The organism is Phenylobacterium haematophilum (assembly GCF_014196295.1).
Classification (GTDB): Bacteria; Pseudomonadota; Alphaproteobacteria; order Caulobacterales; family Caulobacteraceae; genus Phenylobacterium; species Phenylobacterium haematophilum.
The window spans coordinates 311,208-324,226 of the sequence record NZ_JACIDK010000001.1; the positions used below are offsets into that span (position 1 = coordinate 311,208).

The 13,019-nt window shown below is 68.4% G+C and carries 11 protein-coding genes; 6 read left to right on the forward strand and 5 right to left on the reverse strand.

Translation table 11 applies throughout. The features are described 5' to 3' along the window. The first annotated feature begins 8 nt into the window (after nucleotides 1-8). The 3 genes from GGQ61_RS01665 to GGQ61_RS01675 are packed head-to-tail and all read left to right on the forward strand — an operon-like array spanning nucleotide 9 to nucleotide 2,874. Nucleotides 9-683, forward strand: a complete 675-nt coding sequence (locus tag GGQ61_RS01665) for a hypothetical protein (RefSeq protein ID WP_183769638.1) — start codon at nucleotides 9-11, stop codon at nucleotides 681-683. A gap of 7 nt (nucleotides 684-690) precedes the next feature. Further along, a complete protein-coding gene (locus GGQ61_RS01670; protein WP_246370412.1) occupies nucleotides 691-2,526 on the forward strand; it encodes an ABCB family ABC transporter ATP-binding protein/permease in 1,836 nt (611 codons plus the stop codon). Between the two features lie 57 nt (nucleotides 2,527-2,583). After that, nucleotides 2,584-2,874: a hypothetical protein gene (locus GGQ61_RS01675; protein ID WP_183769639.1), complete on the forward strand. Its 291-nt coding sequence runs from the start codon at nucleotides 2,584-2,586 to the stop codon at nucleotides 2,872-2,874. A 4-nt stretch (nucleotides 2,875-2,878) separates the two neighbouring features. Here GGQ61_RS01675 and GGQ61_RS01680 read toward each other — a convergent pair whose 3' ends face one another. Beyond that, nucleotides 2,879-6,115: an efflux RND transporter permease subunit gene (locus GGQ61_RS01680; protein WP_183769640.1), complete on the reverse strand. Its 3,237-nt coding sequence runs from the start codon at nucleotides 6,113-6,115 to the stop codon at nucleotides 2,879-2,881. A gap of 30 nt (nucleotides 6,116-6,145) precedes the next feature. Beyond that, complete coding sequence (locus GGQ61_RS01685; protein WP_183769641.1) at nucleotides 6,146-7,207, reverse strand: efflux RND transporter periplasmic adaptor subunit; 1,062 nt, start codon at nucleotides 7,205-7,207, stop codon at nucleotides 6,146-6,148. A gap of 251 nt (nucleotides 7,208-7,458) precedes the next feature. Here GGQ61_RS01685 and GGQ61_RS01690 point away from each other — a divergent pair, with 251 nt between their 5' ends. From GGQ61_RS01690 to GGQ61_RS01700, 3 genes are read left to right on the forward strand one after another with little or no spacing between them, the layout of a single operon-like run. Next, the gene (locus GGQ61_RS01690; protein WP_183769642.1) at nucleotides 7,459-7,899 is read left to right on the forward strand and encodes a VOC family protein; all 441 of its coding nucleotides are present in this window, start codon (nucleotides 7,459-7,461) and stop codon (nucleotides 7,897-7,899) included. Then, nucleotides 7,896-8,681 (forward strand): glucose 1-dehydrogenase, encoded by a 786-nt coding sequence (locus GGQ61_RS01695; protein WP_221220806.1) that lies wholly within the window; start codon nucleotides 7,896-7,898, stop codon nucleotides 8,679-8,681. The genes GGQ61_RS01690 and GGQ61_RS01695 overlap by 4 nt, the downstream gene beginning before the upstream one ends. Nucleotides 8,682-8,731: 50 nt before the next feature. Next, a complete protein-coding gene (locus GGQ61_RS01700) occupies nucleotides 8,732-10,345 on the forward strand; it encodes an NAD(P)/FAD-dependent oxidoreductase (RefSeq protein ID WP_183769644.1) in 1,614 nt (537 codons plus the stop codon). On the opposite strand, the gene GGQ61_RS01705 is transcribed toward GGQ61_RS01700, so the two are convergent. From GGQ61_RS01705 to epmA, 3 genes are read right to left on the reverse strand one after another with little or no spacing between them, the layout of a single operon-like run. Further along, complete coding sequence (locus GGQ61_RS01705) at nucleotides 10,342-10,797, reverse strand: hypothetical protein (RefSeq protein ID WP_183769645.1); 456 nt, start codon at nucleotides 10,795-10,797, stop codon at nucleotides 10,342-10,344. The two genes, GGQ61_RS01700 and GGQ61_RS01705, sit on opposite strands and share 4 nt — an antisense overlap. A 56-nt stretch (nucleotides 10,798-10,853) precedes the next feature. Then, complete coding sequence (locus tag GGQ61_RS01710) at nucleotides 10,854-11,885, reverse strand: lysine-2,3-aminomutase-like protein (RefSeq protein WP_183769646.1); 1,032 nt, start codon at nucleotides 11,883-11,885, stop codon at nucleotides 10,854-10,856. Between the two features lie 44 nt (nucleotides 11,886-11,929). Further along, the gene (gene epmA / locus GGQ61_RS01715; RefSeq protein WP_183769647.1) at nucleotides 11,930-12,982 is read right to left on the reverse strand and encodes an EF-P lysine aminoacylase EpmA; all 1,053 of its coding nucleotides are present in this window, start codon (nucleotides 12,980-12,982) and stop codon (nucleotides 11,930-11,932) included. Between the last annotated feature and the right edge of the window lie 37 nt (nucleotides 12,983-13,019).

The window sequence follows — 13,019 nt, forward strand, 5'->3', positions numbered from 1 at the left end:
GCGCGCCGATGCAGGCCGACGCCGGCTACCTGACGCCGCCGGTGGTGAGCCAGGTGCGGCTCGACGGCGAAAGCCTGCAGATCAGCGGCGCGGCGCCTGCGTCATCACGCGTGCGGCTGGCGACGCCGGAGGGCAAGGCGCTGTTCGCCGATGCTGATTCCAAAGGTTTTTGGGGGCTGACGACGCCGCGCGGGACCCAGCCGCAGATTTACGGCCTGTCGGCGACCACCGGCGGCCGCACGGTGCAGAGCGAGGGCTACCTGTTGCTGACGCCCGATGGCGAGGCCGCCCTTTTGCGGGCCGGAGCCGGTGCATTGCGCGTCGGGCGGGCGGGCCGGAACGATATGGATGCGGTCGATTTCGACCGCGAGGGCGGGGCGGTGGTCTCTGGCCGCGCCCCGGCTGGCGCGGCGCTCAGCGTCCATGTCGACGGCCGCAAGCTGGCCGAGGGGCGCGCCGACGCCCGCGGCCGCTACGTCCTCTCGCTGACCCAGGCGCTGCCCGCGGGACGCCGCCAGATCGACGTCTTCGGCGACGCAACCGAAAATCCTGTCGAGATCGATGCGACGCCGGCGGCGGCCCTGTCCAGCGGACCGTTCCGCGCGGCCGCGACGCCCGCCGGCTTGCGCATCGACTGGATGACGCCGGGCGGCGGCGTTCAGTCGACGATCCTTCTAAAGTGAGCTGTTCATGACCCCGGCCATGGCTGCGCGCCGCCAGCCTGACGCGATTGCTCCAGCATCTGTGAAATTCGACTTCTGGCGTTCGATGGGCGACCTGGCTGCGCTGGTGATGCGCTCCGGCGCGCCGGGGCTGCGCTGGCGCGTGGCTGCGTCCCTGGCCCTGGTGTTCGCGGGCAAGGCGGCCGGTGTCGCCGCTCCCGTGGCGCTCGGCGACGCGATCAATCGCCTTGCGCCCGGCGCGGGGCAGGCGGCGCAGCTCGGCTTCGACTTTCTGTTGCTGGCCCTGGCCTTCGCGGGGCTGCGGCTCGTCGCGGCGTGCGCGCCGAATCTGCGCGACATGATCTTCACGGTGGTCGCCCAGACGACGATGGCGAAAGCGGCGACCGAGACGTTCGCCCACACCCTGGCGCTTGGGCTCGACTATCATCAGGGCAAGCAGACCGGGACGCTCGCCCGCGTCATCGACCGCGGCGCGCGCTCCACCGACTTCCTGATGCGCAGCGTGGTCTTCAATCTGGGGCCGACCGCGATCGAGCTGGTGCTGGCCATGGCGGTCATGGCCATGCGGCTCGACTGGCGCTTCGCGGCCACGGCCTTCGTCACCATCGTTCTCTATGCGACCCTGACCTTCAAGATCACCGACTGGCGTCTCAGCCACCGGCGCGAGCTGAACGAGGCCGACAGCCGCAGCGCCGGTCTCTCGGTGGACGCCCTGCTGAACTATGAGACGGTCAAGACCTTCGGGTCGGAGGAGCGCACCGTCGACCGCTACGAAGCGGCCATGGCAGACTATGTCCGCGCCGGCGTCCGCGCCAACGCCTCGCTGGCCATGCTCAACGCCGTCCAGGCCCTGGTGCTGAACCTGGGCCTGGCGCTGATGACGGTCATGGCTGGATACGAGGTGATGAACGGCCGCATGCGGATCGGCGACGTCACCATGGCGATCCTGCTGCTGATCGGCATCTACGGCCCGCTCAACATGCTGGGCTTCAACTATCGCGAAATTCGCCAGGCCTTCATCGACATGGAGCAGATGGTCCAACTGCGCGCGGTGAAGCCCGACATCGTCGACGCTCCGGACGCCCGCCCGTTGCCGCCGGCCAGCGGCCGAGGGGCCGACATCGCGTTCGAGGACGTCGAGTTCCGTCACGACGCCCGATCGACCGGCCTGATCGATGTCAGCTTCCATGCCCCGCCGGGCGCGACGGTGGCGTTGGTCGGCCCGTCCGGGGCCGGCAAGACCACGGCCATCCGCTTGGCCCTGCGCCTGATCGATCCGCAGAGCGGCCGGATCACCCTGGACGGGGTCGACCTGCGCCAGGTCCAGCAGAGCTCCCTGCGGCAGGCGATCGCCCTGGTGCCGCAGGACGTAGCGCTGTTCAACGACACCATGGCCGCCAACATCGCCTTTGCCCGGCCAGGGGCGAGCCAGGCCGAAATCCGCGCGGCGGCCGATGCGGCCGAACTCGGCGGATTCATCGACAGCCTGCCGAACGGGCTCGCCACCCTGGTCGGGGAGCGCGGCCTCAAGCTCTCGGGCGGCGAGCGCCAGCGCGTCGGCATCGCCCGCGCCCTGCTGGCCGATCCGCGCCTGCTGATCCTCGACGAGGCGACGAGCGCCCTGGACGGCCCGACCGAGGCCGCCATCCAGGAGACGCTGCGCAAAGTCCGCGCCGGCCGCACGACCCTGGTCATCGCCCACCGCTTGTCGACCATCGTCGACGCCGACCTCATCCTGGTCCTGCGCCGCGGTCGCATCGTCGAGCGCGGCCGCCATGCCGAACTGCTCGAAAAGGGCGGCGAGTATGCGGCCCTTTGGCGTCGTCAGACCCGCGAGGCGTGACGGGCCCACTAGACTGGGTCTAGGGTCCGCCTCCCGAGGTCCTCAAGGCGCGCGCCGATGTTCAATTCCAATCCCTGGCTGAAGCTATCGATGGACGCCTTCTGGCTCGGGGCCGAGTCCAGCCAGGTGGTGGCGCTGCGGATGATGAAGCTGGCCGGGGGCGGGGCAGGGGCTGCCGCGGAGGCCCAGCGCATGGTCGCCGAGAAGGTGTCGGCGGCGATGGCCGCCCAGACCGAGATCGCGCTCGGCGCCATGAGCGGCGCGCCGCACGCCGGGGCGGCCAAGGCCATGGCGCTCTATCGCCGCAGGGTGCGCGCCAACCGTCGCCGGCTGACGCGCGAGGTCTGAGGACCTACTCCGCGGCGTTGGCGACTTCGCTTTCTGCGCCGGCGACGACGTCATTGCTGCGGCGCTTGCGACGACGCAGGCCCAGTCGATCGGCCAGCGCGCCGAACCGCTGACCGTAGACCTTCGGCGCAGCCAGCATCACCGGCGTCAGGATCAGCGTCAGCAGCGTGGCGAAGGACAGGCCCCAGACCACCGCGCCCGACAGCTGCACCCACCACTCGGACCCAGGGGCCTTGTACTCCATGTGCATGCCGTGGAAGTTCGGGTGCAGCTGGAACATCAGCGGCAGCAGGCCGACGACGGTCACCAGCGTGGTCAGCATGACCGGCCGGAACCGCTGGGTCGCCGCCCGCACCGCCGCCTCGTCGGCCGGGAAGCCGGCCCGCCGCAGCTGGTAGTAAGTGTCGACCAGCACGATGTTGTGGCCGACGACGACCCCGGCCAGGGCCACGACGCCGGTCCCCAGCATGATCACCGAGATGTAGTCGAAGGTGTGCGCGACGTTCACGACCACGCCCAGCAGCACGCCGACCGTCGACAGCGCCACCGCCGAGAGCGTCACCACCACGCCGTAGAACGAGTTGAACTGCCAGAGCAGGATCACGCCCATCAGGAACAGCGACACCGCCATGGCGACGACGAAGAACCGGGCCGCCTCCTGGCCTTCCTCGTCGGCCCCGGTGAACTTCCAGCGCACGTTCGGGTCGATGTTCGCCTTCTCGAGCCAGGGCCGCAGCTCGCCGATCTTGTGGCTCGCCGCCACGCCCTCGACGGTGTTGGCCTGGATCACCGCCAGCCGCTGGCCGTCCCGCCGCTGGATCGTCGTCACCTGCTGGGCCGGGGCCAGCTTGATGAAGTAGCTGGCCGGCACCGGGCCGAACTGGGTCGGGATCTTCAGAGTGTCGAAGGCGGCGACATTCCGGCTCTCGGGCGGGAACCGCACGCGGATGTCGAGCTCGTCGTCGGCGTCGTCGGGACGGAAGCGCCCGACAAGCACCCCGCCGGTCACGAACTGGATCGCCTGGCCGACGGTCAGCACGTCGACGCCGTAGCGCCCGGCGGCCTCGCGGTCGACGGTCATGTTCCATTCGATGCCGGGCGAGGTCCGGTTGTCCTCAAGCTCGTGCAACTGGCGGTCGGCCGCCAGCTTGGCTTTCACGAGATCGGCGGCCTTGTTCAGCGCCGCCGGGTCCTGGCTGCGCAGCTCGACCTGCACGTCCTTGCCGACCGGGGGGCCGCCCTGCGGTTCGCGCACCTCAACCTCGACGCCGGGGATTCCGGCGACGCGCTTGCGCACCTCGTTGGCGATGTCCTTGCCCACCAGGCCCAGTTCCAGTCGGTCCTCGTAGTCGACGAAATCAAGGCTGATGCGCCCGATCGTGTCATTGGGGATCGAGTTCGGCCCGCCGCCGGGGCTGGCGGTGCCCGACCGCACGAAGATCGAATTGACGCCTTTCAGGCCGATCAGCCGGTTTTCGACCTGCCGCACGATCTGGTCCTGGGCCTGCGGCGAGAGGTTGCCCCGCGCCTTGACGTAGACCGACACGTACTCCGGGTCCTGCTGCAGGAAGAACTCGGTCGGCTTGTTCTCGGCCCGGAATGCGATGACCACCAGCACGATGATCGCCAGCGTAGCGAACATGGTCGTGGTCGGGTGCCGGCCTAGCGTGTCGACGGTCCGCGCGTACCAGCCCATGAAGCCGGTCATCTCGCGCGGGTCGCCGCGTTCGGACTTCTCGATCTCAGCCAGATGCGCTTCGTCCACCGCGGCCTTGCGGCCGAAGATCGAGCCCAGCGCCGGTGTGAAGATCAGCGCGATGAAAATCGACGCGCCCAGCACGTAGAACAGGGTCATGGGCAGGAAGCTCATGAACTTGCCCGGGATCGAGTTCCAGAACAGGAACGGCAGGAAGGCGCACAGCGTCGTCAGGGTGCCGTTCAGAACCGGCCAGAACATGCGCTTGCCGGCTGCGGCGAAGGCTTCCTCCTTGGACATGCCCTCGGCCATTTTCCGATCGGCGTACTCGACCACCACGATGCCGCCGTCGACCAGGATGCCGACCGCCAGCACCAGGCCGAACATGACCATCTGGTTCAAGGTCACGCCGGTGGCGTTGAGCATCAGGAAGGCCAGCATGAAGCAGGCGGGGATCGCCGAGCCGACCATCAGCCCCTGGCGGATACCCAGGGTCGCCACGATGATCAGCATGACCAGGATGGTGGCGATCAGCAGACCGCTCTCCAACACCACCAGGGTGCGGCCGATGAAGTCGCTTTCGTCGAAGATGTAGGAGACCTTGACCGTTTCGGGCCAGCGCTTCTGCTCCTCGGCGACGACCTTTCGAACCTCTTTCACGGTGTCGAGGACGTTGGCCCCCGAGCGCTTGGCCACGTCCACCGAGAACGCAGGCTGGCCGTTGAAGCGCGTGATGTAATTGGCTTCCTTGAACGTCCGTCGCACGTCGCCGATGTCGCCGACGGTGATCAGCCGGTCGCCGTTCTTCTTGATCGGCAGGGCCAGGATGTCGCCCGGCTGATTGACCACGCCGGGGACCTTGACCGCGAACTTGCCCGCCCCCGATTCCAGGTTGCCGGCCGGCACCAGCTGGTTGTTGCGGCCGATCACTTGAGCCAGTTCGCCGGGCGAGACGTTGGCCGCCTCCATGCGCACCGGGTCGATGGTGACTTCCAGAAGCTCTTCGCGTCCGCCGTTCAGATAGACCTCGAGTACGCCGGGCGTGCTTTCCAGCCGATCCTGAAGGTTGCGCGAGATGTGGAACAGCGTGCGCTCGGGGGCCGCGCCGGACAGCACGATGCCGATTATCGGCTCGCCGGACGCGTTGGCCTCCTCGATGATCGGCTCCTCGGCGTCGGGCGGGAACTTGCCGCGGGCCAGGTCGACCTTGGCGCGGACCTCGCCCAGGGCCTTGTCCTTGTCGAAGTCGGCCTCGAACTCCAGGTTCACGATCGCCATGCTCTGGCGGGCCACCGCGTTCATCTCCTTGACGCCCTCGATGGTCTGGAGCTCGGTCTCCAGCGGCCGAACGAGCAGGCGCTCGGCGTCCTCGGGACTGACGCCAGGATAGGGCACCACCACGGTGATGAACGGGAAGTCGATGTTCGGGTTGGATTCCCGCGGCATCGACAGATAGGCGAAAAACCCAAACAGGCTGGCGATCAGGGTGACGGCCAGCACCACCTTGCGCCGTTTGATCGCGCCGTCGATCAGAGGTCCGATCATAGCCTCGTCTCCTGATGAGCAGGGGCGCGCTTAGCGCGCCGCGGCCACTCGAACCTTCTGACCTTCGGCCACGTACGATTGGCCGACGGTGATCACGCGGGCGGGGCCGCGCAGGCCCGTCACCCAGATGCCCTGCGGGGTCTCTTCCAGCACCTTGATCGGCGCGAACGCGACCTTGTCGTCAGCCAGGACGTAGCGCACGCCCTGGCGACCGGCTGCGTCGAGCACCAGCGAGGACAGCGGCACCAGGTGAGCCGGGCCCGACCCGGCGTTGATCCGCACCGCCGCCGACAGGCCCGAGCGGGTCATCTGCGGGTTCGCGGTGGTGATCTCGATACGATAGGTGCGGGTCTGAGCATCGGCTTCGCGCGCAGCGTAACGCACCTTGCCGGCCAGGGTCTCGCCGGAGGTCAACTGGGCGTTGGCGGTCGAGCCAACCTTGACCTTCGAGGCTTCGGTTTCCGGCAGATCGCCGACGATCAGCAGCGGATTGAGCTCGATCATCGTGCCGCAGGGCTGGCCGGGGGACAGATAGGCGCCGACCTCCGCGTCGCGCTTGTCGAACACGCCGTCGAACGGCGCGCGGATGCTCATTTGCTCGACGCCCAGCTCGGCCTGGCGGACCGTGGCCGCGGCGGCGTCCAGGTTGGCCTGGTCCTGCAGCACCTGGGTCTGTGAGCGATAGCCCCTGGCCGCAAGGTCGGCCGAGGCCTTCTGCTGCAATTGGCGCGAACGCAGGTTGGCGCGGGCCTGGTCCAGCGTGGCTTGGCGGGCGTCGACGTTCAGGCGGCACAGGACCGTGCCTTTGCGCACGAACGAACCTTCAATCGCGGGTGTGGCGGCGACGACGCCGGCGGTCTCCGAACGGACCACCACGCTGCGGGCGGCCTCCGTCCGGCCGCGAATGGCCACGACGTATTCATGCGTGGCTTCCGGGGTCATGATCGCCTGCACGGTCGGCAGGGCGTCGGCGGTCTTCGCCTCGGCCTTTCCGGATTTGCCTGCGCGGTTCGCGACCGTGCCGACGGTGAAGGCCAGCACCAGCACCACGACCACCGCGATCACAAACAGATACTGTGATTTGATACGCATTCAGTTGTTTCCCCCCGGGCAGCAACGAAGTCGCGACCACATCTGAATCGCAGTCGTATGCCCGGACCGCAGAAATCAGCTTTTGACGTCTTCTGATGCCGCCGTTCTGCGACTGCAAATGAAATCGCGGACAGACAACCTAAAGGGCGGATAATGTGCCCCCGGCGCCGCAGGATTGCAGCATGGCCTTGCTTGCTCTTTAACGCCGCCGACGCTCCAATATCCGCCGTCTGCAAGGAAAGTACGCCGCCGTGAAATACCTGCACACTATGGTCCGGGTGACCGACCTCGACGCCTCGCTCGACTTCTATTGCAACAAGCTCGGCCTGGTCGAAGTCTCGCGCAGCGAAAATCCGGGGGGACGATTCACCCTGGTGTTCCTTTGCGCCCCGGCGGACCGCGAGGCGGCGCTGGCGGCCAATGCCCCGATGGTCGAGCTGACCTACAACTGGGACCCGGAGGATTATCAAGGCGGCCGCAATTTCGGCCATCTGGCCTATGCGGTCGACGACATCTACGCGACGTGCCAACGGCTGGCGGACGGCGGGGTGACGATTAACCGGCCGCCACGCGACGGCCACATGGCTTTCGTCCGTTCGCCCGACGGCATTTCGATCGAACTGCTGCAGGCCGGTCCGCGCAAAGAGCCAGCCGAACCCTGGGCTTCGATGCCGAACACGGGGGCGTGGTGAGCGGCCGTCTTTCGGGACGCTCGGCGCTAATCACCGGCGCAGCCGGCGGCATCGGCCTGGGCTGCGCCCGCGCCTTCGCCGCCGAGGGCTGCGACCTCGTCCTGCTCGACCTCGACGAGGCGCGGGTGATCGCCGCCGCCGAACAATTGTCGGAAGCTAGCGGCCGCCAGGTCCATGCGCTCGCCTGCGATCTCGCCGACGCCGACGCCGCCCGACAGGCGGTGATCCGGGCTGCGGCGCTCCTCGGCAAGGTCGACGTGCTGGTCAACAACGCCGGGATGCTGGTCCCGGGCGATATCCTCGACGCCGAGTTGGAGGACTTCGACCGGGTGATGGCGGTGAACCTCCGCGCCCCGTTCGTGGTCGGCCAGACGGTCGCCCGCCACATGGTCGACGCCAAGATCAAGGGCTCGATCATCAACATGTCCTCGATCAACGCGGTGCTCGCGATCCCGGGACAAGTCGCCTACGTCGCCTCCAAGGGCGGTCTGGCGCAGCTGACCAAGGCCATGGCCTTGGGTCTGGCGCCGTACGGCGTGCGGGTGAACGCCATCGGCCCGGGGACGATCGTCACCGACATCCTGAAGGGCGTGCTGGAAAATGACGACGCCCGCCGCCGGGTGCTGCAACGCACGCCGCTGGGCCGCTTCGGCGAGACCGACGAGATCGGCAAGGTCGCCGTGTTTTTGGCCAGCGACGACAGTTCCTACATCACGGGCCAGACCATCTATCCCGATGGCGGCCGCCTGGCGCTGAACTATACCGTGCCGGTGGCGGACTGAATTTTCCCTCCACCCTCCCCACAGGAGGGAGGGAAGGCTACAAGCCCCCGATGCTGCGACTGACCGAAATCAAGCTGCCCCTGGGCCATCCGCCGGAGGACCTGCGCACGGCCGTGCTGGCCAAGCTGGCCGGTCCCGAGGCCGAACTCGTCTCATTCGAGGTGTTCCGCCGGGCCAATGACGCGCGACGCAAGTCGGCGATCCTGATGGTCTACACGGTCGATGTCGTGGTGACCGACGAGGCCGCGGTGCTGGCGCGTCACGCCGGCGACCGCAACGTCCAGCCGACGCCCGACATGGCCTATCGTCACGTGGCCCAGGCCCCGGCCGGGCTCGCCAAGCGCCCGGTGGTCATCGGCGCCGGACCCTGCGGCCTGTTCGCCGGCCTGATCCTGGCCGAGATGGGGTACAAGCCGATCATCCTTGAGCGCGGCAAGGTCGTGCGCGAGCGCACCAAGGACACCTGGGACCTCTGGCGGCGCGGCAAGCTGCATCCCGAATCCAACGTCCAGTTCGGGGAGGGCGGCGCCGGCACCTTCTCCGACGGCAAGCTCTACAGCCAGATCAAGGATCCACGCTTCCTCAGTCGCAAGGTGCTGACCGAGTTCGTGGCCGCCGGCGCACCGCCTGAGATCCTGACCGAGGCCCATCCGCACGTCGGGACCTTCCGGCTCGTGACCATGGTCGAGGCCATGCGCGAAAAGGTCGAGGCGCTCGGCGGCGAGTACCGGTTCGGGCACAAGGTCGAGGACTTCGACGTCGTGGAGGAGGGCGGCCAGCGCCGGCTCGTCGGCCTGCATCTGCAGGACGGCGGCTACATCGAGGCTGACCACGTGGTCCTGGCCCTCGGCCACAGCGCCCGCGACACCTTCCGCACGCTCTACGACCGCGGCGTCCACATCGAGGCCAAGCCGTTCTCGCTCGGCTTTCGCATCGAGCATCCGCAGTCCTGGATCGACCGCGCCCGGTTCGGTACCAGCGCCGGGCACAAGGACCTGGGCGCGGCGGCCTACAGCCTCTCGCACCACTGTTCCAACGGCCGCACGGTCTACAGCTTCTGCATGTGCCCGGGCGGCACGGTGGTCGCCGCCGCCTCCGAGCCGGGGCGCGTCGTCACCAACGGCATGAGCCAGTATTCCCGCAACGAGCGGAACGCCAACGCCGGCATCGTCGTCGGCATCACCCCGGACGAGGACTATCCCGGCCACCCGCTGGCCGGGATCGAGCTTCAGCGCCATTGGGAGTCCCAGGCCTTCGTCGCCGGGGGCGGGACCTACGCCGCGCCCGGCCAGCGGGTCGGCGACTTCCTGGCCGGCAAGCCCTCGATCAGCCTGGGCGAGGTCGTTCCCTCTTACCGCCCGGGCGTCACGCCGACTGACCTGTCGACCTGTCTGCCGGACTTCGCCATCGCGGCGATCCGTGAGGCTCTGCCGGCCTTCGCCCGCCAGATCCCCGGCTTCGACCATGCCGACGCAGTGCTGACCGGCGTCGAGACCCGCACCTCCTCGCCGGTCCGCATCACCCGCGGCAAGGATTTCCAGAGCCTCAATACGCTCGGGCTCTATCCGGCCGGCGAAGGCGCAGGCTACGCCGGCGGCATCCTCTCGGCCTCCATCGACGGCATCAAGGTCGCCGAAGCCGTGGCGCGGAACATCGTGGGCTAATTCGCCGGCAGGCTCCGCTTGGCGAACCAAGCGACGATCAGGCCGAAGGCCAGCATGGCCAGGCCGTTCTTGATCACAGCCTCGACGCTGAACTTCGGAACCCGGCCGATCGCTGACAGCGGCATGACCACATAGTTCATGACCGCGTAGATCACGACACCGTAGCCCAGGCCCGAGATGACCCAGGCCCGCCGCAGCGCCGGCGCAACCAGGCTCGTCAGAACGAACACGGCCGCGATGATCAGGCCCATCAGCTCCTGCAGCGCCGCGCCCAGCACCGCCGTGGCGGCGCCGCCGTCGAACGCGGCCTTACCGATCAGGCCGCTGGCGATGAAGTGGAGGATCGTGGTCAAGCCGGCGCCGCTGATCATCATGGCCGCGCCGATGTCGAGGGTGGCGGCGACGATTCCGCCCAGGGCGATCGCCGTTAGGATCGAGCGTTTCGAAGCCACCTGCGTCCCCCGGCCCAGCCTCGGATAGGGGACGCTAGGCCAAGATCGGCGTTCGCTCAATCGGCGCGCGGCGGATAGGCGTGCAGTGCGCCGTTCGGGTCCTCGACGCTGGCCTCGCCGACGTAGTTCGGGCCGACCGGAACCTTGCCGTGGCCGCCCGGGATGTCGAGCACGTAGGTCGGCTGGCAGAGCCCGGAGTAGCGGCCGCGCAGGGCCTTCATCAGCGCGCGGCCCTCGGCGAGGCTGGTGCGCTGATGGCTGGTGCCCGGCGCCAGGTCGCCCTGGTGTAGATAGTAGGGCCGTATGCGGTTCTCGACGAAGCTTCGCATCAGCGCGCCCAGCGTTTCCGGATCGTCGTTGACGCCCTTCAGCAGCACGGTCTGGCTCAGCATCGGCAGTCCTGCGTCGATGATCTTGGCGCAGGCGGCGCGCGCGGGCTGCGTCAGCTCGCGCGGATGGTTGGCGTGCAGGGCGACATAGACCGCCTTGCCCTCGCACCGGATCGCCGCGACGAGTTCGTCGGTGACGGCGGTCGGATCCACCACAGGCACGCGGGTGTGGTAGCGCACCACCTTCACGTGCTCGATCGCAGCCAGCCGCGCCGAGATGTCGGCCAGCCGCCGCGGCGACAGCACGAACGGGTCGCCGCCGGTGACGATGACCTCCCAGATCTCCGGGCGCTGCGCGATGTACTCGAACGCTGCGTCGAGCTGGGACGCCGTCAGGTTCGACAGGCCCTCGGGGCCGACCATCTCGCGTCTGAAGCAAAACCGGCAGTAAACCGCGCAGGTATGGGTCGGCTTCAGCAGCACGCGGTCGGGGTAGCGGTGGACGATGCCCTCGACAGGGCTATGGGCGAAGTCGCCGATCGGATCGGGACTTTCCTCGGCCAGGGTCTCCAACTCCGCCTCGCTCGGCATCAGCTGGCGCGCGATCGGATCGGCCGGGTCGGCGGCGTCGATGAGGTCGGCCATGTCAGGCGTGATCGCCAGCGCATAGCGCGCGGCGACGCGCTCGAGCTCGGGCAGCCGCTCCAGCGGCGCCAGCCCGGCCGCGACCAGGTCGCCAGGTTTGCGAAGCGTGCTCATGGCGCCCGCATATGGCGCATGCGGGCGGCGGCGGCAAATGCGGCCTAGGGCGCTACGTCGGCCACCGGCGTCCAGATCACCTGCTCGATGCGGCGGGCGCCGGTCGCCAGCATCACCAGGCGGTCGAAGCCGAGCGCCGAGCCGCAGGCGGCGGGCATGTGGGGCAGGGCGGCGAGGAAGTCTTCATCGATCGGATAGCGCTCGCCATAGACCCTGGCCTTCTCGTCCATTTCACACTGGAAGCGGCGACGCTGCTCGACCGGGTCGGTCAACTCGCCGAAGGCGTTGGCCAGCTCGACGCCGCAGGCATAGAGCTCGAAGCGCTCGGCGACCCGTGGGTCCGAAGCCTTTGGCCGGGCCAGCGCCGCCTCGCTGATCGGGTACTCGCAGAGGATGGTCGCGCGCCCCATGCCCAGGTTCGGCTCGACCCTCTCGACCAGGACCTTCGAATAGACGTCGGCCCAGACGTCGTCGTCGGCGATCCGCACCCCGGCCTGCATCGCGGCGCGGGCCAGTCCGTCGCGGTCGGTCCGCCCGTCAGCCTCGACCGTGGCCAGCAGATCGATCCCCGCATGGCGCTGGAAGGCCTCCTGCAGGCTCAACCGTTCGGGTTCCTGGAAAGGATCGCTGGATAGCTGCCGATAGGAAAGCGTCTTGGCCCCCACCGTCTCCGCCGCCAGCCGCAGCAGGTCCGCGCAGTCGGCCATCAGTTGTTCGTAGGGCTCGTCCGTTCTGTACCACTCCAGCAGGGTGAACTCGGGATGGTGCAACGGCCCGCGCTCGCGGTTTCGCCAGACGCGTGCGAAATCGAAAATCCGCGTCTCCCCGGCCGCCAGCAGCTTCTTGCAGGCGAACTCGGGCGAGGTGTGCAGGTAGAGCGGCGAGGTCTCGCCGGAATTGCCAATGATTTCCGTGGCGAAGGCGTGCAGATGCGCCTCGTTTCCGGGCGAGACCTGCAGCGCCGCGCCTTCGACCTCGGTGAAGCTTCGGTCCTCGAACCAGCGGCGCACGGCCCGGGTGATCGCGCCCCGCGCCTCCAGATACGGCCGGCGGTCCTGATGGATGTCGGCCCGCCACCAGGGCGATTGTGAAGTCATCGGCGCAGGCGTCCCTTATGCGGCCATTTCGATCATG